Source organism: Leptothoe kymatousa TAU-MAC 1615 (assembly GCF_018739865.1).
Classification (GTDB): domain Bacteria; phylum Cyanobacteriota; class Cyanobacteriia; order Phormidesmidales; family Phormidesmidaceae; genus Leptothoe; species Leptothoe kymatousa.
Map to the genome: position 1 here is coordinate 35,516 of NZ_JADOER010000003.1, position 23,121 is coordinate 58,636.

The following is a 23,121-nucleotide window of genomic DNA, read 5'->3' on the forward strand; positions in this document are numbered from 1 at the left end:
GTTAAAAAGATGTACTGCTACATCTTAGATTTTTAGCTGTATTTTCGATAGGCTTCTACAGCCGCGCGATGGAGATAGGAGTGACGATAAATTAAAGCCCGCATATCTTTGCCATAGCCACCTCCAATGACGCAAGCAACGGGATAGCCAGCCTGGAGACAGGTTTCTAGTACATATCGATCGCGGCGATATAAGCCATCATCCGTCATGGCCAACTTGCCTAAACGATCGTCGCGATGGGGGTCTGCCCCGGCGTCATACATGACTAAATCGGGCTTTACTTGGGCCAACAGACCCGGCAAATGAGCCGCTAGTTTTGTTAAATATTCATCATCTTCGGTGCCTTCATCCAGGGGCACATCTAAATCACTCACTTGCTTGCGCCCTGGAAAATTAACGGCACAGTGCATGGAAAAGGTAAAGACTCCTGGATCATCTTGAAAGATCCAAGCGGTACCATCCCCCTGGTGCACATCTAAATCGACGACGAGGAACGTTTTAGCCAGATTTTGGGCTTTGAGGAGTCTGGTTGCGATCGCAATATCATTAAAAATACAAAACCCAGCCCCATAGCCAGGAAACGCGTGGTGTGTGCCACCGGCAGTATTACAAGCTAAACCATGATTCAGGGCTAGTTTAGCCGTGAGAATAGTTCCCCCCACAGCGGTACAGGTCCGTCGCACCAACGCTTCGCTCCAAGGTAACCCAATGCGTCGCTGGGCTTTAGCGTCCAACCCCCCATCACAATAGGCGCGCACATACTCCGCATCATGGACCAGCTCTAACCATTCTCGCGGTGGGCATCCCGGCTGATAGATTTGCCCCTCACTGATCACACCATCCCGCAGCAACAAATCCTTTAATAACTGAAACTTCGGCATCGGAAACCGATGGCCCTGGGGCAAAGGCGTGACATAGTCGGGGTGATAAATTACCGGCAGACCAGACAAGCCGCCTCCCATCGCCAGCGGCACTAAAGAAACGAGTTAATGGAGCGCTGCTGACGAACGTCTAATTTGTGGGCAAGACTGCCTTCCTTCCAATCTAGCGGAGAAGATTCATCCGCCGGCACAACGCTCACTGGCTTGGCGGATGAGTCTCCTTTAACAGCAAAAGATACTGGCTTGGATGGCGCAGGTTTCGGCCCTGGAGTCGTGTGGCGCAGCTTGTGGCCCGTCCGAAATGCCATTACCTGAGACGCAGGGCGGTGAGGGGCGACTCGTCTTTGTTTACGACGCTTGCGACCACCGCCCACGGCAACCGACCTGACAGGTCGTGGCACAGATGGCTGGGGAGCTGCCCGACGTTTGCTCCGTCGAGATTCGCTGCTCAAGGTTATTCCCTGCTGGGACATCAGCATGCAGCCACCGGCACAGGCCAACACCATGAGCAATAAAGGCCAGGCAGGCATGTCTTTTTCAGCGACAGCCTGAGGCGTAATGGCGGCTGGATCGCGATGGGTAAAATCACCGTCCGCATCCAGCGTCGATAGTCGAGAAGCCGCTGCCACATCAGGGGCACTCAACGGCGGTTCATTGACAGAGTGAATGGGATCTAAGGCGAGTTCACGGCCCGGATTGGATAAGCCCACGAGGGCGATCGCAATCATGGCAATAAACGTTATCCACAAGGCCCCCACTAAGAGCCAGGGGTGGACCAAAAATAAACTTGACCAAAGACTCCGAGGCTTAGCAAATGGCTTCACTGGCCTCGGGGAGCCTCCTTTTCGGGTAGCCTTCGGAGTAGGCTGGCGCAGGGGCTGTTCCTTCTCAGCAGCTGGAGAAGCGGCGGCTGGAGAGGTTTTCAACTTAACAGACTTATTAATTTTCTGATGGTTCTGTGCCCTTGTTAAACGCCTCGAAGTGCTGCCAAGAAGCATTTTTGACTTCCTAGCAAAGCGTTTAAACAAAGTTGGATGCTTAGCCATAGCACAATACGTTCCTTATAAAAGCACCCTCACCAATAACTGTGACGTAGAATACCGGCATTGTAAGCCTTCTTTATCAAGATGACTAGCATTGCTCTGCAATTCTTCAGAAAATTGGCTAAGTGACTTAACCTCTAGCGTTCACTACTGCTGCAAGTCTAATTCAGACAAATACTGCCCTGGATCACGCGCAACCCAACCCTCTTCAGAGTTGGTCCGAACTTCAAAATACACAAATGAGCTGCGCGGATCACCCGCTACAGTGCCTAAGGTATCGCCTTGGGTAACGACACTACCCACCTCTACATCAGAGTTGGCCAAGTTACCATAACGAGTCTGCACCCCATCCCGATGATTAATAATAACCATGGCAGCTCCGTTATAGTCACCCACAAAGGCCACTGTGCCATCAGCAGCAGCGATCACGCCTGTCTCTGAGGACGTTGCCAGGGCAATGCCACTGTTAAAAATAAGTTCATCGCGTTGGGGATGGGGCTGCCAGCCATAACTCAACACCACGGGGGCTGGGGCTGGCAAAGGATAGGACAAAGACACTGGCACAACGGCAGCAATCCTAGAGTTCCCCCCCGGAATAAAGACCTGTTTCGGTAATTTTTCAGGACAGCCATTGACCTCAAATAAAAGATCGGCCCTCGTCTCATGGCGTTCAGCCAATGATTGCCAGGTTTGGTTATGACTAACCTGCACCACCGTGCCATTAAAGGGAGGCACGGCCACGGCTTGCCCTGGCGGCAATGCACCCTGGGTAGGCAAGCTCGGATTAGCCATAACTAATGTAGAGGGCTGCAATCCATATTGAGCGGCGACTGCGTCCAGGGACTCGCCTGCCCCCGCGCGATGGGTGCGCAACTGTGACAAGGCTGATTCTGGACAAGCCGATGCCAAAACAGGCGACGCCAGCGCCATGGGCACCAACGCAATATTTAAGCTGAGTAATAGAACGTTATGAATTTTTGGGAATATGTGCATTCTAGAAACACCCCAGAGTTATGAACAGTGCCAGATTTAAACGCTTCTGGAAGCAACCTTAAAAAGCCCAGGTAAGGACACCAGCATTCAGTAACATAGGTAAAGCTTAGACATGGATATGGTCTCAAATCAGTGCATTTCCAAGCGAACCTCCGCTAAGGTAGAGTCGTCAAAGCCCTCATACATTTCACCCTGTGGGGAAGCATAAATGGGATTTTCTCCAAAACAAGTCGGTTTATATGTTGGTTTACTTCTAGTTGGCAGCGGTGCCGGTTGGGCTAGTCGTAGCTATTTTTTCACCCCGGTCGTTGAAGACCAGGATAATGAGCTGCCCATTGCTACGTCAGTGTCACGGACCACAGTCAAATCAGCAGAGGCAACCGAAGAAAATACCCAAACCCAGCAGCGCAGCTCTCTCCCCATTGATAACCCAAATTTTATTGCAGCTGCCGCTGAACAGGTAGGCCCTGCCGTTGTGCGTATTGATGCCTCCCGATCGGTGCGCGGGGTGACAGATACCTTCGAACATCCTTTTTTCAAACGGTTCTTTGCCGATGAGCTCCCTCCCCTAGAAGAGCAGCTCCCCGAACGCTTAGAACAAGGCACGGGGTCTGGCTTTATTCTGAGTAGCGACGGCAAGGTGATGACCAATGCCCATGTGGTAGAAGGGGCTGACACCGTCACCGTCACCCTGAACGATGGGCGCACATTTCAAGGGAAGGTGCTGGGCACCGACCCTGTGACTGATGTTGCGGTTGTAAAAATTGATGGGAAAAATTTACCCACCGCGCCCTTGGGGAATACGGAGAATTTGGCCGCCGGTCAGTGGGCGATCGCAATTGGCAACCCATTGGGCCTCGATAATACGGTCACCGCTGGCATCATTAGCGCCCTAGGCCGCACCAGCTCCCAAGTGGGCATTTCCGATAAACGGGTGCAGTTTATTCAAACAGACGCGGCCATTAACCCAGGCAACTCAGGCGGACCTCTGCTCGATGCCCAAGGCAACGTGATTGGCATGAACACAGCGATTCGCGCTGGCGCTCAAGGTCTGGGCTTTGCCATCCCCATTGAAACGGCTAAACGCATTGGCGACCAGCTGTTTGAAGATGGCGAGGTGCAGCATCCCTATTTGGGCATTCAGATGATTAACCTGGATCCAGAAATGCGCGATCGCATCAATAAAGATAGCGATATTGGCTTTAACCTGGTGGCAGAATCTGGAGTCATGGTGATCCGCGTGATGGAAGGCACGCCGGCAGAAGCAGGTGGCATCGAGCGGGGTGACGTGATTATTAAAGTCAACGACACCAAGGTGATGACCGCCACCGATGTCCAGTCCCAGGTGGAAGATAGCGAAATCGGTGAACCCCTGACCGTTGAAATTGATCGCCAAGGGAAAGCTAAAACATTACAAATCAAACCGACTAAAATGCCAGACACGTTGAAGTAGCCTGGGCAATAAAAAAATCAGGCTAAAATGCCAGACACGTTGAAGTAGCCTGGGCAATAAAAAAATCAGGATGGCGGGCTAATCTTAAAGCGGCCCCACCATCCTGATTTTTGTTTTTATTTCTGGTTCAAAATAACTAAGGATTCATAGACTATAAATCCTTGAACCGTTGAAGAGCTATACAAACACAGAGCTGCCCGTCCCGTTCAGAACGCTACTCTGCCAAGTCGCTCTCCGTATCGGTATCCAAAGCCGAAATCCCAGAAAGACTCGATTCTAGCTCCATGCGTTGCTCCATCTGGCGCAGGAAATATCCTGTCATCATCGCCGATGCTAGTAAACCAGCTAAATTCTCGCGATCGGTCGTCACCTGGACGTTAAATCCTTCGGACGGGAGTACACCAATTAATCCCTGAACATTTTGGGAAATAATTTGTTTGATCTCGCCACTCACAGACTGGGCAACACGAGATAGCACTTCAGGTGGCTGATGTTGCAAGTACTTAAGCAGTTGATTAACCTGCGCATCATCAGACCCCATGCCGATGAATTGGGTGCTATCGGGATTAAACATAAATGTCTATGTATTGCTCCTAATTACCTTAGCGTGATAATGCCGATTTCAACCAGCCGTTACACGAAGATTCAGTGTGAACTGTCTGCATCCAAGATGCCCTAAGCCATCATGCCTGCCAACAGTATCCTTACGGCTGTCCGTAGCTTAATGAACTTTTTAGGATTCGGTGACAACTGAGGCTTCAGGGGCATTTTCCTCGCCAGTAGCCGCATCCAGCACCACGGCTTCCTGTTCTTCACTGGCGGATTCTGCCTCCGCAGGGGTGGCAGTTTCGGCGGCTATGTCCTCCGACTGAGGTGTGGGATCTGACGTTTCTGGCAAATTAATTTGCGGAAGTTTATCAATTTCAAACCGCTGGTAAAATTTCTCCGTCACTTGCAGCCAAAACGAACGTCCATCTGACTGGCGACGGCGACGCACTAGCCCTTGATCTACCAGGTCATGCACATGGCCATAGGCACCGGATCCCCGTAAATCCACAAGGTCCGTTTGGCTCAGGGGGCCACGCATCGCGATCGCAGCCAAGGTGCGTAGAGCCCCTAAGCCAATATCTAAAGGAATCAGCTCATCCAATAGGGGTTTAAAGGGCTGACGCAGCTGCAAGCTATAGCCACTTTCCGTTTCAGCGATCTCTAACGCGCCTTCCCGATGGGCATACTCCCCCATGAGCTGAATGATGCCTTCTCCAGCCGCTTCGCGATCGCAGCTCGCATACTCCGCAATCTGAGCAATAGTCAAAGGCTTAGCCTTGAGATAGAGGATGGCTTCAATGGTGTGGGATAAAGACGCCATAGTCACAAACGCTGACAAAAGTGGATAAAGGATATCAAACGGTTCTATCCTTTACTCATCTCCATGGAAGTGTAATGGACGAGACGCGTTAGTTGGACGCAATCCGGGTCAATAGCACCGGGCAGGGAGCATTGATCCGAACATAGTCAGACAAAGACCCACCCAGCAAGCGGTCAATATCTGGCAACCCTTTCGCAATGGATGGACGGCGATCGGGCGACCCCAAAACTAACAGATTCACGCTCAATTCATCCGCCAGTTGGCAAATCCGTTCACCGGGCTTACCTTCGGGCGCAACACAACGATAGTTAATGCGATAACGCTTGGCTTCGGCAATGGCAGGGGCCAGCACAGGATCGGTGGAGGGATTCGCATTGATGGCTTCAGCCACAGAGTTGCGCAGGTTAGAAAGGGTATGAACAAAAACCAGTTCACTGCCTTTGACGTCGCGGGTCAAGTCAATGGCTACCTTGAGCGACTCCTTAGACATATCCGACTCATCTAGGGCCACTAAAACCCGCTTAATGGGGCGGATGCTGTAGAGCTCATCCTTCACCAACAACATAGGCCGTGACGACAGTTGAAACACATATTGGCTAACTGAATTTTTGAAGATCGCTTTCAAACCACCCAGGCCTCGAGAGCCCATGATGATCAAACCGACATCGAGCTCATCCGCCACTTTACACACCACATCTTTGGGGTCGCCTTCCCGGAGCATGGGCGTCACCTTTGACGACTCGATTCCGAGGCGGGAAATTGTTTCCGCAAGCTGCTGCTCACTATCGGCAATCTGGCTACCCATGGTGCTGGCCATCAGCTTGGGTGGGACTACCTTAAGGACGGTTACTTGCGATCGCTGAATCATAGGAATTTCCAGCAAGGCCTTGAACATCGTTTCAGTGTTGCCGGGACCAGAGCTAGCAAGCAAAATCTTTTCGATCATTGACTAAAACCTATTGAATGGACTCACAAGGATGTATAAATATCTATGATAATCACGCCGTTTTCATCCCAGTAAGCCGGGTTCACAATTCGTTGTTTGGTAAGCAAATGATCTATGGCTAACCATTGGTTTGACTATAAGTTTCGAGTCCAGCCCCATCACACAGACTACAGCGGTGTTGTTTGGCATGGAAACTATATCCGATGGATGGAAACAGCAAGGGTTGAATGCCTAAGAACTGTGGAGTTTGCATTTGGAGACTTTGTCGCAGCAGGGTATGACCTACCGGTTGTTGACATCCAACTGCGCTATCATCATGCCCTGACATTAGGCGCAAACGGCTTAGTCAAAACACGCTTAGAGACCAGCCGGAAAGTGAAATTAAACTGGTTTTACGAGATCTACGACATCACCCATAACCAACCAACACTGTGCGTGACCGGCCAGGTTTTACTAGTGCCTATCGACATGGTGAAACGGAAAATTGTGCGTAAACTACCGCCTGAGTTGCAACCCATGCTTCAATCGCTACAGCAATATTTTCAACCGGGCGAATAATCGTATGGACATGCTCAAAAACACATCAAAGCGCATCATTAATCGCTAAATTGGCAAGGGCTTGGCCAGTCACTCGACAGGTACGCCAATCATTCAACATGACCGCCCCCTTCGACATATAAAAATCAATTGCAGGTTGGTTCCAATCCAAAACACTCCACTCAAAGCGCCCGCACCCTTTGGCCAAAGCAATCTGCGCTAAATACTGAAAAATAGCCGTACCCACTCCCCGTCGGCGATATCCAGGCAAAACAAATAGATCTTCTAAATAAATACCAGGTTTCATCAAAAAAGTAGAAAAATTGAAAAAATATAAAGCAAAGCCCGCAGGTGCACCATCAATACGAGCGACAATGGCATAGGCCTTAGGATTCTCACCAAACAGATATTTTTCTAAATCCTCTGGTGCGCCTGTCACCTCATGGGCCAAATTTTCATACTCCGCGAGAGCCATAACTAGCTCAAACAGCAAAGGCACATCATCAACAGTTGCAGGACTAATAGCTATGGGAGCTGCCATGGAGCAATTCGTAAAAAGCAGAGTAAAAAACTAACATTGCTAAAACTGAAAATAACTTTGTCTGAAAATTCTCGACACAGCGATTTTCGACAGACTATTTCATCCTCATCATCAAGCAAAATAAACCCAACTATTTTGCCGTTGTCAAACGACTGGTCACTCGCCCCAACACCTGAGTTGCTGCTATGACCCCAAAATGTCGACTATCGCGGGCGCTAGGTTCCTTTGAATTATCGCTGATTACGTAGACACCACCGTCATAAAAGACCTGACTTACCCGCTTAACCAGCAAAAGCTCGGAGGAAGTCCCCACAGATGCCGCCATCCCCGCACCGGGTAACCGAAGAATTGCAATATCCCCTATCTGCACCGATCTTCCCATTTCAGCTAAGACCGTATCCCCCGGCATCAAGGTAGGCACCATGGACGTTTCCTTCACTACAAATCGTTTGCGCCGACGCCGCAACCACTGAAGATACTCTCCCCAACTCGCTGACGGAATACTTGGCCAGCCGCTGTTTGCCATATTTGCGATCCCATAAAAAAATCCCGCAAAACAAAACCTTGCGGGATTCAGAAAAAAATTGGCTATATGGCAACTAACTAGCGGTATACCAAGCCACATCACGGCCTTTAGTTGCCCAGAAGATCTTGTGAATCTTCTCCACAGCAGCCATCAGTTCTTCAGCATGCTGCTGATTAACTTCAACTTTGCACGCCGAACAAAGTTTGGCCGCTTTCCAGAATGTGTCATGTAAATCGGGATAGGACTCCAAATGGACAGGCTTAAAATAGTCAGTCCAAAGAATCAGAAGATCGTCCTTAGTCTTTTGAGCTTGTTCTTCCTTAATCGCAATATAGCGAGACAACGTATTAGCGTAGGCCGCCTTACCAGCTGCATCTGCTGGTGCTTCAAGGGCCAAAATTTTCTTCGTCATCGACAACACAGCTTCAGCAGTGATGCGAGCAGCAGATGGATCGTAAACACCACAGGGACCATCACAGTGGGCATGAACCTCAGTGGGGGGGAACCAAGCATTTAGTAATGCAATTGCGTTGTTGAGCATAGTCACCAATCGGTTAAACAAGTTGATGGGTTATTTACTAGACACTCTACTGAACAATAATTTAATCAAATCATCCAGCAAAATAGTCCAGCGCAGTTAACAGTATACTGCCGTTTTCTTATACCTCCATGGGGGATACCAAAGGATGTATAAGGATGTATTTTGTAATATTTATAATATCCTTGTACTAACGTCACAGTACACTCAGGATGCATCAATAGACATCATGGGTAAAACATTGAAACGGCATCAGAGTTTAAGCAATAGCTGGAGTTGGATTCGCCATATCAGCACAGTCGGCACCTTCCTATGCATATTGACCGGCTGTGAAAATTTAGCCACCGAGATATCAGATCCCAATGCCCATCTCCCACCCTGTGTGGAACAAAACTGTGACTGTGGTGACTTTATTAGCCAAGAGTTAGCCCAGCTTGTCTTAGATGAATTCCAAGGCGATCCTTTCAAATTAGATGGCGATGGGAACGGGCAAGCCTGTGAACGACGGCCTGCCACCACCCCAGAACTAGACTGGGAAACCTATTTTTCCAATAGCCCTCACCTGGTGTTGGGCAATCCCAGCCACGGGGGTCAGGAAAATATCGATAATTACCTGATTGACCGAGAGCAATATGCCCTCGCCTACAGCCAAAGCCATGGTGTTTTGCGCTGGGCTAGTTGGGTCCTCAGTCCCCAGTGGGTGGGCCCCGCCGAACGGCAGAATGACTTTCGCCCGGACGGCATTTTGCCAAAAGGAACCTATCAAGTCACACCACGAGACTATACGGGCAGTGGTTATGACAGGGGCCACATGGTACCCTCAGCCGATCGAACCGCAAATGAGCAGGATAATTCGGCAACATTTTTAATGACTAACATTTTTCCTCAAACAGCGGAGAATAATCGAGGACCGTGGCGAGAATTAGAAAATTACAGTCGCGACTTGATGTACCAACAGGGTAAGACGCTGTATATCATTGCGGGTATCTATGGGGAGCAACGCCCTATTGCCAAGGACAAAGTCATTCCCCCTAGCCGTACCTGGAAAGTGATTGTCGTTTTTGATGAAGAACCCAGCATCGAAAATGTGACCTATAGCACCCAAATTATCGCCGTGGATATGCCGAATGACACCAACCTGGATGAGCAGTGGCAAAGCTACCAAACCTCAGTGGACCGGATTGAATTAGCCACGGGCTATAACCTACTGTCCAATATTCCAGAGGCCTTGCAAAACGAGCTGGAAAGTCGGCGCAGTCAACGGTAGACCAGCATGTATTACAGTACAAACATTAGGTTTCTACTACTGTGGTTTTGACGCCCATTGCTTGACCATCCTCTGTTGTGCCGACAAGATAGACATCCATTTCCACATCACCTATACGATAGACCTGTAGGTTATCTAACGTGGTTTCTAGCAAGTCGCGTAGGTTGCGATAGCGCCGCACTAGCTCTAATTCGCGGGAATCGAACCACGCTCTCTCCACGGTAGACTGACCAAAAAAGTCGTCAAGATTAATAGCTTTAATGGGAGTATTTTCTGGATAGGCACTCAGGATTTGAGTGGGGCTATTAGTCGATGGAAAAACAACAACCTCAAAGGGATAATCTGACTCACTTCGCCACAGCAAATTATTGCAAGCTGCTTCCAGCTCTGGGAAAAGATCTTGACTGGTGGGCATGGAGAATAAAATGACAGGGGCTAGCTTAAGCAGGAATAACCTATCGTGAGACAAATGTATACCTCACCACAGGCTAACGACTCACACTTTCAATGTAGAACATGGAAAGTGGCTTCAACGTCCGCAATACGTCACTAGCGTTATAGATTCAGCCATATGACGGGATATAGTCACACCCGCACCACCAGTGCAACACACCCTCAGCACTGGTGGTGCGGCACTGGGTGTGGAGTCACTGGGTGTAAGCCAGTAGATTTAGAGAAAAGCACTCTAGGTTAACAGATAGCAACTCTGCACACAGACGTCGCATACCCAGCCGTCGTAATCATCCAACCTTAGCTAGGGTCTTGCAAATATTCGTTGAGGAACGCCATCGTTCTTTCCCAGGCAAGCTCTGCGGCTTCGGCATTGTAGCGAGTACCCGAGGGATTGGCAAACGCATGGTTGGCACCCTCATACATATAGATTTGGGCGTCTTTATCGAGATCGTTTAAGACGGACTCAAATACTTGAACAGTCTCCGGGGATGGATTGGTATCGAGGGAACCAAAATGGCCTTGAATTGGCATTTGCAACGGTTCTAACGTAGCTGCATCGGTGGAGACTTGGCCACCGTAATAAATCACCGCAGCATCCAGCTCCGTCGGCAGGGCGAGGGCCGTATTTAAAGACCAGGAACCGCCAAAACACCACCCAATGCTGCCAACGGTTGGCGTTTGCTGATCATTAACTAGATAATTGTAGGCAGCGACAACGTTTTGAGTGAGGCGGTCAGAATTTTGAATCGCAGCTTGGACTAGGGTTTTGGCATCAGCGGGGTTGTCGGCAACGGCGCCATCGTAAAGGTCGACAGCCAAGGCCGTATAGCCTTCTGCCGCTAGGCGACGGGTCATGGTGCGAATATTGTCGTTGAGGCCCCACCATTCTTGGATAACAATGAGTCCAGGCAGCGGTGCAGATGCGTCGGCGGGTTTGGCCAAATAGCCCGTAAAGGGAACATCGCCCAAGGTGCCATAGGTCACATCTTCAGTGGTCACCGTATCGGGATCAACGTCCTTGGCTATGGGTGACGCCACTGGCACATCATCCTTATGGAGTTCTGCCATGGCAGCAGACGGGCTGGCTGCTGCTGGGGTTTGACTGGAGGTCGATGGATTAATGAGGGTACAGCCAATGGCTAGTAAGGCTGTAGTCAAAGCGAGCCCCAGCAGTTTACGCATCTTTAGGAAAGAAAGTGTGTAACAGCAACTTAAGGATAGTCGATTTTTTGGGAAGTGGGATCTGTGCAGTAGGGCTCTAAAGCACCGCCACCGTATCTAACAACTGGGCAATAATTGGCGCACTTTTATGCCCTCCGCTGGCAATCACGCGGTGGGCTAACACTGATGAGGCCAAGAATTTTACGTCATCAGGCAGCACATAATCGCGACCTTCTAGAAACGCTAACGCCTGGACGGCTCGATACAGGGCAACGGTGCCCCGCGGACTCACACCAAGGGCAACATCGTCATGCTCTCGGGTAGATCGCACCAAACTGATCATGTACTGCTGCACAGCGGTATCTACATTGACCTGCCGACATTGTTGCTGCAAACTATGCATTTCTTCCAGGGTTATGCAGGACTGCAAGTCAGCAGGTTTTACCCCTTGGGAGAGGTTTTGCAGCATTTTCAGTTCCTCATCAGCCGAGGGATAGCCCAAGCTGAGGGACAAGGCAAAACGATCCATTTGGGCTTCGGGGAGTGGAAAGGTGCCTTGATACTCCACCGGGTTTTGAGTAGCGATGACGAAAAATGGGTCGGGCACCGGTCGGGAAACTCCGTCGAGGGTGACCTGATGCTCTTCCATCACCTCTAACAGGGCGGACTGGGTGCGGGGGGTGGCGCGGTTAATTTCGTCGGTGAGGAGGATATTGGCAAAAACCGGCCCTGGCATGAACTGGAAAGCCCCACTACTGGGATTCCAAATATTAGTACCGGTGACATCGCTAGGCAGCAAGTCGGGCGTACATTGCACCCGCTGAAATTTGCCGTCAATACAACGGGCCAGGGACTTAGCTAATAAGGTTTTACCGACACCTGGGACATCTTCCAGTAGCACATGGCCACCGGACAGTAGGGCAACTAGCACTAGGCGAATAGGCTCTTCCTTACCAACAATGGTTTTATTCAGGTTTTGAACAATTTGATCGATGCGATCGCGCATAGCTGCCCTTGGGTGAACTGACTACAGCTTACCCACAGCATTCAAGATTGTGGAACGATCGGCCCACAGGCCAATATTCAACGTTTTTTACGAACATTCCCCCATTAACTCTACGGAAGACATTGCGTAGCTCTGTATCTAGAATAAAAATGTACTGGCGTTGCTGCAGCACCGTATGACGTTATTTCACAGATGCCGCTCCAAAGCACTCTACATAGATCATTTCATGTTCCTAATCAGGACCGGGAATGTCCTAGGTCGAAGTCCGGCATAAGAACGTAAAACCATGACCATTGAATTTCAGTTTCACCCAGAAAAAGCCGTTCAGGCCGCTGCTTTTTTACTAAAGCAACATGGTGAACCAATGAAATATCTCGGGTTATTGAAGATGCTATACATTGCGGATCGCGTTGCTTTAGCCCAGATGGAGCAACCGATTACAGGGGACAACTACGTTTCCATGGACTATGGCCCCGTCCTCAGTGGGGTATATGACTTGGTCAAAGGTCTGCCGGTAGAAGATGCCCTACCGCTATGGTCGATGTTTATTTCCCCACGGCAAGACAACTTTATTTCTCTTTTAGGCGATCCAGGAGATGGAGATCTGTGTGAAGAGGAAGAAGAGATTTTACACCAGGTATATGACACCTTTGGGCAATTGGACCCCTTTGAAGTCGCCGAGTGGACCCATGATTTACCGGAATGGCAAGACCCAGAAGGATCGGCCATTCCCATTGTAGTAGAAGAGATTTTGAAAAATCTGGGCAAAAGCGATGCGGAAATTATTCGCATTCAAGAAGATGCCATGCGTGAGGCTTACCTAAATGAAGTGCTAAACACCGAGGTGGTGGATGGCTAGTGTTTCCATTCGGCTCGGCGACGCATTTTTGATTAAGACTCCGCCGAAGGGCAAGCATTTATATGTTGCCATAGCAAAAACATCTAAAACCCGCTATCTCTTTGTCAGTATCAACAGCCGTCAACCCAAATCAGAAACCGTCTGCATTCTAGAACCGGGGCCCGACGTGCCGAATTTTATTGTCCATGAATCGGTGATCAATTACCGATTTGCCCGCGAGTTAAATGCCAAAGACCTGGTAAAACTAATGCCGACCGGCAATCGTAGTGCCAAAGGCCAGTGTTCACAAACGGTGCTGACGCGCATTCAAACAGGGGGGCTCGCCTCGAAGCGCCTCAAAAATCGCTACAAACATGCCCTCAAAGATTTTATGAACCTGTAAAGCAACCGCTGACCAGTTAGCTCCATAGGGCTCGCACCGCACCGTCATCGAATCACATCTACCAGGGGGCGAAACTGGCTATCTAATTCAGCCCGAGCACTGACTAACGTGGGAAAGGGACGACTGCCATAGTTCTCTCCCACGGTGAGGGGAAAAATGGCGGCCTCTTCCAAGGGGGTCCAAACGGCACCAGCCGCTTGGGTGATGGCCCAAACCGCTGCAATATCCCAAATTTTCGGCGTGGCTTCAACGGCCCCCAAACTAATGCCCGCAGCGACGGTGAGCAGGTTGTAAGTCGCCACCCCTAGCATGCGGATTTTGCAGGGAAATGGCTTGTGTAACACCTTGGTGCTGCGGGCACAGAGACTAAAAAACTGACTCCCCGCAGCGGCATCGGTGGAGGTATGGATAGGTTCACCATCCAGAAAGGCACCCCGAGGTCCCTCTAGGCCAGAGTGGCCCATAAAAAAGCCGTGGAACCGTTGATCTAGGGTGGGAATGTACACATGGCCAAAGACGGGGGTGCCTTTGTACAACAGCCCTAGGGAAATTCCCCACAGGGGAACGCCCCGGGTAAAGTTGGTGGTGCCATCAATGGGGTCAATAATCCAACAAAAGTCCTGGGTAGGGAACACATGGGTGCCCTCTTCACTCAGGACGCCATGGCTGGGCAATGCCTGTTGCAAATGGTTTCGCAGTTCACCGTCAGCCCATTTATCAGACTGGGTCACCAGGCTACCATCGGCTTTTTCCTCTGCGGTGGCATTGCCAAAGTCTTTGAGCAGCTGAGCTCCGACCATGTTAGTGGCAGATTCAGCCACATTTAGAATATGGTGCCAGTCGGGTTGGTTCATGGGAGATCTGGAGAAGGGCTAATGGTGACAGACAAAAGGGGACCTGGAAACTTAGTCCATGTCGCTTTCTAAGGCGGTTGCGATCGCACTTTGGGCTGTGGTCTGAAACTCGCGAATATTCACCCGGCTAACAATGGCCACCGCAATCAACATGCCCACCGCCTGGGTGCCAAACACTAAACCATAGGCGGGCAATAGCTGGGAGTCGGGCACCGGACCACCGGCAATATTTTCCACCATGCCTTTCCCCAAGGACAATAAACTCCCGCCGAGGACGGTGGCAGTGCCCCGGGCAATGGCCTGGGCCAAGCCCCAAGCCCCAATAAAGGTACCCGCCACCTCCGCCACCGTGAGATCCAACATCAACAGAATGGACCCCGTAGTCAGCACACCCGAGGCCAAGCCAAACAAACCCACCCCGAGCATCAGCTGCTGGGGATTACCCGTGGTGCCAAACACAATCAATAGAATGAGGCAAAAGGACGCCCACAAACACCCAAATTTAATGGTGCGTTTTTTCCCGAGCCTTGGGGCTAACCAAAAGCCAGTGGCCACAATGCCAATCAGAGTGCCCATGCCAAAATAGGCATTGAGTTTGGTCGTTTCGGCAATAGCCATACCAAAGATCTGACCGCCGTAAGGCTCTAGAACGGCATCCTGCATAAACAGACTGAGGCTTAAGACCAACAAAAATACAAAAAACAAACCGGTCTGTCGACTAGCCGTCAATACCTTAATCGCAGTGCCAAAGGTAATTTGGTCGTCCCGCTCGCGGGTGCGTTCTTGCAACCGAGAATATTTTTTTTCAATGCCAAAGGTGCTCAAAATAGCGATACCACACACAATGGCTGGGGCAATGATAAATAATCGATTTATGGAACTACGCAACTCATCTAAGCTGGGCGTGTCCCCCAAAGATTTGAGCACAATGGTGGTGATGATCACCCCAGTAACGATCCCCACCATCAACATCCCCCAGCCAATGCCCACTAGCTTAGACTGGGTTTCTTCATCGGAAACATCCACCAGCAGAGCCGTAAAGGGTGTAGAGGTGGATGCCAGGGCGAGGCCATAAAGGGCAAAGATAAAGGCCAATAGGCCCACCCAGGGATAAACGGCACTGCTCCAACCGCTTTCTAAACGGCTGCCAATTTGCCAGACCACTTGTACAGCGGTGAATGCCAACACCGCCATGGAAACGATACCTAACCAGATGTAACCGCTGCGATGGTAGCCAAACAATGGCTTGGCGTCAGACATCTGACCAATCCAAACCCGGGCGGGGGCCATGAATTGATGCACTGCGATCGCACCTGCCGCCACCAGGGCCGGCACCCGTAACTCATCAATCATGACGCGATTCAAAACGCCCAACGTGAGCAGGGACATAATGCCCAAGCCCATATTGAAAACGCCTAAGCGCAACATAGTAAATAGGCCAATTTTTGGCATAGCAGAGGCGGAAGCCGCACTTGAATAGCTATTGGTCAGGTCTGGACTGCTCATCGCGGTCGGTTAATAAAAAATTACTAGTACGCAATCTCCAGCTTAAACGCCAATAGCCTCAAGGAACAGCCCTAAACCGCCCCCCAAACCGCCCGGAGACCTCCCCATGGCCAGGCGGGTTCCAAGGAAATCCAACATGGCCGTTGCGGATTTTCAGAAGGTCAGCAACAAAAAAAGGCGGCAGGATAAACCTACCGCCAAAAGCCAAACTAGGAGAATTTGAAGGAGAGTCACAGGGAACTAGCTAAGGCCATCAGGTATTCCCAGCTGATGGCCTTGGCCAGACAACCAGCCGTTAGCCAGCGTCAGTATTCGCCACATTCACTTTGACAACCTGATTACGCACTTCAGCCGCCTTAGGCACATGCACCATCAGAATGCCATTGTTGTAATCGGCTTTCACCTGCTCGTGATCAATCACAACAGGTAGATGCACCACCCGTCGGAAGCTGCCATAGCGGCGCTCACGCCGTAGCACAGTGTGGCTCTCATCCACATCAGCAGCGGCCCGCTCACCGGAGATAGTAATACTCTTGCGGCTCGCTTCAATGTTGATATCATCTGCGCTCATCCCCGGGAGAACGACCTCGAGCACATAGTCATCACCGGCATCGACGAGATCCACGGTGGGAATCCAATCTGTTGTTGCGGCAGGGGTGAAATCTTCAAAAATACTATCTAGCTGCTGTCGAATGGTTTCGATTTCTTGAAGGGGCTGCCAATAACGTACGATCATTGTGTTGTTCCTCAGTTCGCGATTGTGTTGAATCCAGCAAATAAGAGAGTGTTGAGTATCTGTTGAATCTCTTTGTTTGCCTTACAATCACTATGATGTCGCAGAACATACAACCCACCCAGGGGAGAGAACCCAACACGTTTTTAGTACTTGCCGAAAGTGTTCTCGCCTAAGGGTTACCCCATGGAGAGAGAACCCCCACAATTGGATCGGTTGACCGTATGTTTTCCCTACTTTAGCCACATATGCGACACATAATTTTTGCAGCGCCCCTTATTGCGGACGCACATTTTTGCGGATGGTAAATGAAATGGAGTCGCCATTCGCAGGTGGTGCCGCCGGTGCTTCCATGGCATCTACGGCAGCCCCAGGCACGGCACTATTCGATTCAGCCGCCCCATCATCCTTGGCCACAGAACCATCCGACTGACTTGCGATCGCTAACCCCAGCCCTGAAACAATGGTCAACGGCAGCCCAAATTCACTCAAAAGATGCAGACCCGTCAACCAATTAAATAGCTGCAATCCTATATATGTATAGACAATGCCTGCCGCCCACAGCCGCATGATGGTTCACCCAAATCATTTTGCCCCGTTGTATCACACCCACTGACCATTCCAGGGGAAATGTATGGTTTCCCTAACACCACACCCCTCGACCAAACCCACAACAGTCAAGACGTTGGTCCCCCAGGCCATCCAGGCCAAAAACTATTACACCAATTTTCGATTATCTGACGGCTAGAGGATAGCAATAGCGCTAGAGTGGGAGTGAGCGTTAACGCTCATTGGATTACATTCATTCAGTAGGAAATCAATAAAAGTATCGTGGAAGCTGCATTCAAAGGAATCATTCGGCTATCGAAACGGGAAATTGAACAAATGCGCAATGCCTGCCAACTGGCGGCGCGCTTGTTAGATCACCTGGAGCCAATGGTTCAACCGGGTGTCAGCACCTTAGAGTTGAATGATGAAGCCGAAAGATGGACCCAGGCCCACGATGCCAAAAGTGCGCCCCTGGGTTACCCCGGTGGCGAAGGCGTAGATCCCTTTCCCAAGTCAATTTGCACCAGCGTTAATGAAGTCGTCTGCCACGGCATTCCCAATGCTAAGCAAATTTTGCAGGACGGCGACATTATCAATATTGATGTCACCCCCATTTTGAATGGCTATCACGGCGATACCTCTCGCACCTTTCTAGTCGGTGACGTAGCCCCCCAAGCTCGCCAGCTAGTAGCAGTCACCGAAGAATCGATGTACAAAGGCATTCAAGCGGTGAAACCCGGCGCGCGGGTCGGTGATATTGGTGCCGCTATCCAAACCTATGCGGAAGCAAAAGGGTTTTCCGTCGTGCGTGATTTCGTCGGCCATGGCGTGCATCGCATCTTTCATACCGAGCCGCAAATTCCTCACTATGGCACTGCTGGCAAGGGCAAAAAGCTGGCACCCGGCATGGTGTTTACCATTGAACCCATGATCAACGTAGGTAGCTACGAAGTGGAACTACTGCCGGATGGATGGACAGCAGTGACTAAGGATAGAAAGCTTACGGCTCAATTTGAACACACGGTGGTTGTTACCAAAGATGGTGTGGATATTTTGACCAAGGCACCTGTCGCGGCTGCCGTGTAAGCTCTATCAAAGCGTCACTCTCCCTTAAGCCCCAAACCCATGGCTAGAGTCCTGTTCCTCTTTTTTTTGTTCCTGACTGGCTGCACCGTTTCTTCAGAACCCCCCAATCCACCGCCTGACAACGCCTCCACCCCAACCGTCGAATCTGTTCCAGCAGTTCTTGTAGAACCCGTTATTGTAGAAGCAGAAACCGCCCCCACCAACGATAGTGGACTGCCGGTGGCCGATGTCGTATCGGTCGCTGTTTCTGGTGAACCAGGCAACTACACCTTTGCCGTCACCATTAGTAGCGCTGACACCGGATGTGAGCAATATGCTGATTGGTGGGAAGTCGCCGATGTGCAAACCCAGGAGCTTCTCTATCGGCGAATCCTGGCCCATAGCCACACAAATGAGCAGCCGTTTACTCGCAGCGGTGGCCCTGTGAATATTAGTTCAGACCAAACGGTGGTCATTCGAGCCCACATGGGAGGAGTGCAACGCCATTATGGGGGACAAGTGTTGGAAGGGTCCGTCGATGCTGGTTTTGAATTTATTGCAGATTCCCTACCTAGTCTAGAAGCCGCACCGCCCCTGCCCAATGGATGCGCCTTCTAGCATCTAGCTTCGACTCCACCCAACTGGCACAAGGGGCTTAGACGTAGAGTTAACTGCGCCCAAAATCCTTAGACTTCGCTCTGCTAGCGGAGTGTGTAGAGCCCGCTTCGCATTTTTTTTGCCAGGGATGAGAAGAGGTGCAAAGCCCACAAATGGGAGCTTACGCGGCTAATTCATCCTGAATTTCTAACTCACCTATCCAAACTTGAGTGAGCAGGTGAACACCGGCCTCACTTAGCAACACTTCTTCGCCATCATAGGTGATGTCTTCATGGGAGCCCCCTGCTGCCACCACTAAGTCCTCTATCCATAAATTACAGGGGGTGATGGGCGTTAACTTCAGCAGCTGCTCTAACCGCTGGCAAACGGGCTGCGCCAAATCTCGCTGAATGAGTTGATATAGCGCAATCCCTGTCTTGGCTTCTACACCGCCTAAAATTTGGTGTGCGTACCAAGCCGCTTCATTGGTGGAGAGTTGCTCTAGGCGCTGCTGCAGACGCTGCATAACGCCATCGGCAAAGTTGGCCACGCCTAGTTGTTGGCTTAAGGCCTGGACAGGGGCATCCAAATCTCGCTGACTTAAACTGGAAATGCCATGCCAGTCAATATGGGGGAATGCATTTTGCAGAAGAATAAACCCCCGCTCATTAATATGACAGGAGCCCTGACCTAAATCATAGGAAAAGTCCTGACCCGGCTGAGCACCAGCCTCAACTAACATGCGGAAAAGCTCAATATCTTCGGACTGCATAGCAAGCCCCCTTCTAGACGCTAATACAATATTTTTTAATAATTAAAGCAGTTACTACGTTAGCATTTCAGGATTGGCTAGTTGTAACAACTGGTACAAACCCTTAAAAATAGGCAAATACGCTGATATCCACAGGTGTGATTGACTACGGATATGCTGATCGTAGACCAGGTGTTGCTTGATGGCAGTCCCCCCTGGGGGTAGTAAGTCGTTTTTAATTAATATTACTAACTGGTTACTGACTGGACATCTGCGGTTAACGCGCTTGCTGCTCTTGATACGCCCTATACACCGCATTCACGTTGTACCAATTCAGAAAAATACGAGCAACTTCTAAGGAAAGCTGAGGACGGCCTTGGTTGATCAACCACTGCAAAAGAGGTCTCAGGCTGTGCTCATTCAGCAAACCGCCCAGGGATAGCAGCCCCCACAGCCCCCGGTGCAGCCAGGTCATCTGAATCATCATGCGCACATCCAAGGTTGGATGCTTTTGGTAAAACACAACACCCATACGGGCTCGCTGGATTTCTACATCAATGAGACGCGGCAAGTCATCCAGACTAAATGGGGGATGCCAATGGTACCCAACGGCTTCTGGACATTTGACCAATTTGAGACCACGGTTTTTTAGGCGAACGCCTAGCTCTAGGTCTTCCCAACCGTATTGGGTAAATTGGACATCAAATAATCCAGCGTCTGTCAGCCAGTGTTTTGCGATCGCAACATTGCCAGTGGCAAAAAAGGCTTGGGAATAGTCTGTCACCTTAAAGGGTTCAGAGGTAGGCTGCTCAAAATTGCACGTATTCACCACCCGCCCATAGGTAAACACGCGATCATTGCCGTGGGTGGTGTAGTACTCAGTCAGCGCATCGGCATGGTGCTGCAAAAATCCATCTAGCACCACCAAATCACTATCAATAAAGATAATGGTGTCGCCTATGGCTTCTTCTACGCCAAGGTTGCGGGCACCGGCAGCCCCTTTATGATCCTGCCCATAGAGTTTTACGTGGGCTAGCTGTTCTGCGTTTAACCACTCGACGGTGCCATCGGTAGAGCCGTCATCTACCACAACAATTTCGTACCCTTGGATTTGAGTATCACTGCGCAAAACCTGCTGTTCCATGGCTCGCAGGCATTTTTCTAAAATGGGTTTTCGGTTGTATGTGGGAATAACAACGCTAAAAAACATGGATCGGTGATTAAGGGCTCAAGCTCTATCATAGCGGTCTCAACCAACAATCTTGGCAACACGGTTTGCGAGCGATATGGGCTGTAACGATTGCCATCAGCAGTAGATAGCCATGGTCAAGACAGCTGATCAAACATTATTTTGTCAGCGAAATCATACCAGGGATCAGCAACGACCTACCGTAAGATATAGGTTTGTAATTTAGCTGATGGGAAATCAATTATGGGTCGGGCTGAACGGGTTGTACTTGCCTATTCGGGCGGTGTAGACACTACCGTGTGCATTCCTTACTTAAAGAATGAATTTGGTGTCAAAGAAGTTATTACGCTAGCAGCGGATCTGGGCCAAGGGGAAGAACTGGGCCCCATCCAAGAAAAGGCATTAGCTGCGGGCGTCATGGAATCTCTGGTGGAGGATCTCACGGAAACCTTTATTACGGACTATGCGTTCCCAGCGATTCAGGCCAATGCCCTCTATGAAAATCGATATCCCCTATCCACTGCGTTGGCGCGCCCCCTGATTGCCAAAGCACTAGTTGCGGCGGCTGAAAAATATGGAGCCGATGCCGTCGCCCATGGGTGTACGGGGAAAGGGAATGACCAGGTCCGGTTTGATGTTGCGATCGCAGGCCTTAACCCTAACCTCAAAGTGCTAGCACCTGCTCGTGAATGGGGCATGAGCCGAGAAGAAGCCATCGCCTATGGTGAAAAATTTGGCCTCACCTTTCCCGTCAAAAAATCTTCCCCCTACAGCATTGACCGCAATCTACTCGGTCGAAGCGTAGAAGCTGGCATCTTAGAGAATCCGTGGACTGAACCCCCGGAGGAAGTCTATGCCTTAACCAAAGCCATTAAAGATACCCCAGACGAACCAGAATATATCGAGATTAACTTCGAAGCAGGCATTCCTGTGGGCTTAAACGGCAATAGCCTGGACCCTGTAGAACTCATCACCCAGCTCAACACCTTAGCTGGCACCCATGGCATCGGTCGCCTCGACATGATCGAAAACCGCCTAGTAGGCATCAAATCCCGCGAGATTTACGAAACCCCGGCTTTACTAGTCCTGATCGCAGCTCATCGCGACCTAGAAAGCCTCACACTCAACGCCAATGTCACCCAGTACAAACGTGGCATTGAACAAACTTACAGCGAGCTAGTCTACAACGGTCTTTGGTTTAGTCCGCTCAAAGCAGCCCTAGATGCCTTTATCCAACAAACCCAAGCAAGAGTTGCAGGCACTATCCGCCTCAAACTCTTTAAAGGCAATGCCACCATCGTTGGCAGGACATCGCCCAACGCACTGTACACCGAAGAACTCGCCACCTATGGTGCAGACGATAAATTTGACCACAAAGCCGCCGAAGGGTTCATCTATGTCTGGGGTCTACCCACACGTATTTGGTCCGAGAAACTACGCTAATAGTGTGAGCATAATACTTTCAGAGTAGCCGCAACACACTTCTATATAATCAAACAACTTTGATAGGACGACTGATAGGACGTATCCCAACCCCATTCAGTCGTCCTTACTGATTTTGTAGAAGATAATGCCCCACAGACTAGCAACCAACAAAAGCATCACCCCACGTAACTCATCGCAGCAAAAAGCAGCAAGCATCCACCTTGCTTTACAGGCAAAGCATCCGTTGCAAAATTAAATACTTCTCGGCATGAATAAAAAAAAAGCTTAGAATTTCAATAGCCAGCATCTAAGAATTCAATCAACTTTTCTTTAAATAATGGGAATACTTTAAAACAAGGCTCCAATATAAAGCTAACTGAAATCGAATTATCAACTTTGAAGACCTCAATTTCCCTTGATACTTTAAAGTTATTTCACATCATTAGTTTTTCGATGTTTAGCAATTATCTCAATGACAATAAAATCCATAAACTGAG

General features: G+C 50.0%; 26 protein-coding genes. 8 read left to right on the plus strand and 18 right to left on the minus strand.

The genetic code is table 11. The features are described 5' to 3' along the window. Positions 1 to 32: 32 nt before the first annotated feature. The 3 genes from IXB28_RS01760 to IXB28_RS01770 all read right to left on the minus strand — a co-directional run bounded on the left by IXB28_RS01760 (position 33) and on the right by IXB28_RS01770 (position 2,917). On the minus strand, positions 33 to 950 hold the full coding sequence (locus IXB28_RS01760; protein ID WP_326520917.1) for a histone deacetylase family protein: 918 nt from the start codon (positions 948 to 950) through the stop codon (positions 33 to 35). 23 nt (positions 951 to 973) lie between these two features. Beyond that, entirely contained in the window at positions 974 to 1,807 is an 834-nt protein-coding gene (locus IXB28_RS01765; RefSeq protein ID WP_215616833.1) for a hypothetical protein, read from the minus strand. 264 nt (positions 1,808 to 2,071) lie between these two features. Then, a complete protein-coding gene (locus tag IXB28_RS01770; protein ID WP_215616834.1) occupies positions 2,072 to 2,917 on the minus strand; it encodes a M23 family metallopeptidase in 846 nt (281 codons plus the stop codon). A gap of 208 nt (positions 2,918 to 3,125) precedes the next feature. Between IXB28_RS01770 and IXB28_RS01775 the strand changes: the two genes are divergently transcribed. After that, entirely contained in the window at positions 3,126 to 4,370 is a 1,245-nt protein-coding gene (locus IXB28_RS01775) for an HhoA/HhoB/HtrA family serine endopeptidase (protein WP_215616835.1), read from the plus strand. 214 nt (positions 4,371 to 4,584) lie between these two features. Here IXB28_RS01775 and IXB28_RS01780 read toward each other — a convergent pair whose 3' ends face one another. The 3 genes from IXB28_RS01780 to IXB28_RS01790 all read right to left on the minus strand — a co-directional run bounded on the left by IXB28_RS01780 (position 4,585) and on the right by IXB28_RS01790 (position 6,685). Then, entirely contained in the window at positions 4,585 to 4,944 is a 360-nt protein-coding gene (locus IXB28_RS01780) for a DUF760 domain-containing protein (protein ID WP_215616836.1), read from the minus strand. A 159-nt stretch (positions 4,945 to 5,103) separates the two neighbouring features. Next, entirely contained in the window at positions 5,104 to 5,739 is a 636-nt protein-coding gene (scpB, locus tag IXB28_RS01785) for an SMC-Scp complex subunit ScpB (protein ID WP_246559577.1), read from the minus strand. Between the two features lie 88 nt (positions 5,740 to 5,827). Further along, a complete protein-coding gene (locus tag IXB28_RS01790; protein ID WP_215616837.1) occupies positions 5,828 to 6,685 on the minus strand; it encodes a universal stress protein in 858 nt (285 codons plus the stop codon). A 114-nt stretch (positions 6,686 to 6,799) separates the two neighbouring features. Between IXB28_RS01790 and IXB28_RS01795 the strand changes: the two genes are divergently transcribed. Further along, positions 6,800 to 7,243, plus strand: a complete 444-nt coding sequence (locus tag IXB28_RS01795; RefSeq protein ID WP_215616838.1) for an acyl-CoA thioesterase — start codon at positions 6,800 to 6,802, stop codon at positions 7,241 to 7,243. 25 nt (positions 7,244 to 7,268) lie between these two features. Here IXB28_RS01795 and IXB28_RS01800 read toward each other — a convergent pair whose 3' ends face one another. The 3 genes from IXB28_RS01800 to sodN form a co-directional block, all read right to left on the minus strand. Further along, positions 7,269 to 7,763 (minus strand): GNAT family N-acetyltransferase, encoded by a 495-nt coding sequence (locus IXB28_RS01800; protein ID WP_215616839.1) that lies wholly within the window; start codon positions 7,761 to 7,763, stop codon positions 7,269 to 7,271. A 130-nt stretch (positions 7,764 to 7,893) separates the two neighbouring features. Further along, the gene (locus IXB28_RS01805; protein ID WP_215616840.1) at positions 7,894 to 8,289 is read right to left on the minus strand and encodes a S24/S26 family peptidase; all 396 of its coding nucleotides are present in this window, start codon (positions 8,287 to 8,289) and stop codon (positions 7,894 to 7,896) included. A 73-nt stretch (positions 8,290 to 8,362) separates the two neighbouring features. Next, complete coding sequence (sodN, locus tag IXB28_RS01810; protein WP_215616841.1) at positions 8,363 to 8,830, minus strand: superoxide dismutase, Ni; 468 nt, start codon at positions 8,828 to 8,830, stop codon at positions 8,363 to 8,365. A 226-nt stretch (positions 8,831 to 9,056) separates the two neighbouring features. Between sodN and IXB28_RS01815 the strand changes: the two genes are divergently transcribed. Continuing rightward, a complete protein-coding gene (locus IXB28_RS01815; RefSeq protein WP_215616842.1) occupies positions 9,057 to 10,094 on the plus strand; it encodes a DNA/RNA non-specific endonuclease in 1,038 nt (345 codons plus the stop codon). 25 nt (positions 10,095 to 10,119) lie between these two features. Here IXB28_RS01815 and IXB28_RS01820 read toward each other — a convergent pair whose 3' ends face one another. The 3 genes from IXB28_RS01820 to IXB28_RS01830 all read right to left on the minus strand — a co-directional run bounded on the left by IXB28_RS01820 (position 10,120) and on the right by IXB28_RS01830 (position 12,714). Then, positions 10,120 to 10,509: a nuclease A inhibitor family protein gene (locus IXB28_RS01820; protein ID WP_215616843.1), complete on the minus strand. Its 390-nt coding sequence runs from the start codon at positions 10,507 to 10,509 to the stop codon at positions 10,120 to 10,122. A gap of 335 nt (positions 10,510 to 10,844) precedes the next feature. After that, entirely contained in the window at positions 10,845 to 11,705 is an 861-nt protein-coding gene (locus IXB28_RS01825; RefSeq protein ID WP_246559578.1) for a dienelactone hydrolase family protein, read from the minus strand. Positions 11,706 to 11,805: 100 nt separating this feature from the next. Next, entirely contained in the window at positions 11,806 to 12,714 is a 909-nt protein-coding gene (locus tag IXB28_RS01830) for an AAA family ATPase (protein ID WP_215616845.1), read from the minus strand. A 286-nt stretch (positions 12,715 to 13,000) separates the two neighbouring features. Between IXB28_RS01830 and IXB28_RS01835 the strand changes: the two genes are divergently transcribed. After that, positions 13,001 to 13,573 (plus strand): Panacea domain-containing protein, encoded by a 573-nt coding sequence (locus tag IXB28_RS01835; RefSeq protein WP_215616846.1) that lies wholly within the window; start codon positions 13,001 to 13,003, stop codon positions 13,571 to 13,573. Beyond that, positions 13,566 to 13,955, plus strand: a complete 390-nt coding sequence (locus tag IXB28_RS01840; RefSeq protein WP_215616847.1) for a hypothetical protein — start codon at positions 13,566 to 13,568, stop codon at positions 13,953 to 13,955. Before IXB28_RS01835 ends, IXB28_RS01840 begins: the two co-directional genes overlap by 8 nt. A gap of 44 nt (positions 13,956 to 13,999) precedes the next feature. On the opposite strand, the gene IXB28_RS01845 is transcribed toward IXB28_RS01840, so the two are convergent. The 4 genes from IXB28_RS01845 to IXB28_RS01860 all read right to left on the minus strand — a co-directional run bounded on the left by IXB28_RS01845 (position 14,000) and on the right by IXB28_RS01860 (position 17,618). Then, positions 14,000 to 14,809 carry an inositol monophosphatase family protein gene (locus tag IXB28_RS01845; protein WP_215616848.1) on the minus strand — a complete coding sequence of 270 codons (810 nt, stop codon included), beginning with the start codon at positions 14,807 to 14,809 and terminating at the stop codon, positions 14,000 to 14,002. 51 nt (positions 14,810 to 14,860) lie between these two features. After that, positions 14,861 to 16,315, minus strand: a complete 1,455-nt coding sequence (locus IXB28_RS01850; protein ID WP_215616849.1) for a BCD family MFS transporter — start codon at positions 16,313 to 16,315, stop codon at positions 14,861 to 14,863. Positions 16,316 to 16,610: 295 nt separating this feature from the next. Further along, positions 16,611 to 17,051, minus strand: a complete 441-nt coding sequence (locus IXB28_RS01855; RefSeq protein WP_215616850.1) for an Hsp20/alpha crystallin family protein — start codon at positions 17,049 to 17,051, stop codon at positions 16,611 to 16,613. Between the two features lie 273 nt (positions 17,052 to 17,324). Beyond that, positions 17,325 to 17,618, minus strand: coding sequence for a hypothetical protein (locus IXB28_RS01860; RefSeq protein WP_215616851.1), 294 nt, complete (start codon positions 17,616 to 17,618; stop codon positions 17,325 to 17,327). Positions 17,619 to 17,879: 261 nt separating this feature from the next. Between IXB28_RS01860 and map the strand changes: the two genes are divergently transcribed. Together map and IXB28_RS01870 are read left to right on the plus strand one after the other, a co-directional pair. Further along, positions 17,880 to 18,683, plus strand: coding sequence for a type I methionyl aminopeptidase (gene map, locus IXB28_RS01865; protein WP_215616852.1), 804 nt, complete (start codon positions 17,880 to 17,882; stop codon positions 18,681 to 18,683). A 39-nt stretch (positions 18,684 to 18,722) separates the two neighbouring features. Continuing rightward, positions 18,723 to 19,280 carry a hypothetical protein gene (locus IXB28_RS01870; protein ID WP_215616853.1) on the plus strand — a complete coding sequence of 186 codons (558 nt, stop codon included), beginning with the start codon at positions 18,723 to 18,725 and terminating at the stop codon, positions 19,278 to 19,280. 160 nt (positions 19,281 to 19,440) lie between these two features. On the opposite strand, the gene IXB28_RS01875 is transcribed toward IXB28_RS01870, so the two are convergent. Further along, positions 19,441 to 20,031 carry a hypothetical protein gene (locus IXB28_RS01875; protein WP_215616854.1) on the minus strand — a complete coding sequence of 197 codons (591 nt, stop codon included), beginning with the start codon at positions 20,029 to 20,031 and terminating at the stop codon, positions 19,441 to 19,443. Positions 20,032 to 20,287: 256 nt separating this feature from the next. Beyond that, complete coding sequence (locus IXB28_RS01880) at positions 20,288 to 21,220, minus strand: glycosyltransferase family 2 protein (protein WP_215616855.1); 933 nt, start codon at positions 21,218 to 21,220, stop codon at positions 20,288 to 20,290. 222 nt (positions 21,221 to 21,442) lie between these two features. On the opposite strand from IXB28_RS01880, the gene IXB28_RS01885 reads away from it, so the two are divergent. Continuing rightward, positions 21,443 to 22,642 carry an argininosuccinate synthase gene (locus IXB28_RS01885; RefSeq protein ID WP_215616856.1) on the plus strand — a complete coding sequence of 400 codons (1,200 nt, stop codon included), beginning with the start codon at positions 21,443 to 21,445 and terminating at the stop codon, positions 22,640 to 22,642. Positions 22,643 to 23,121: the final 479 nt, after the last annotated feature.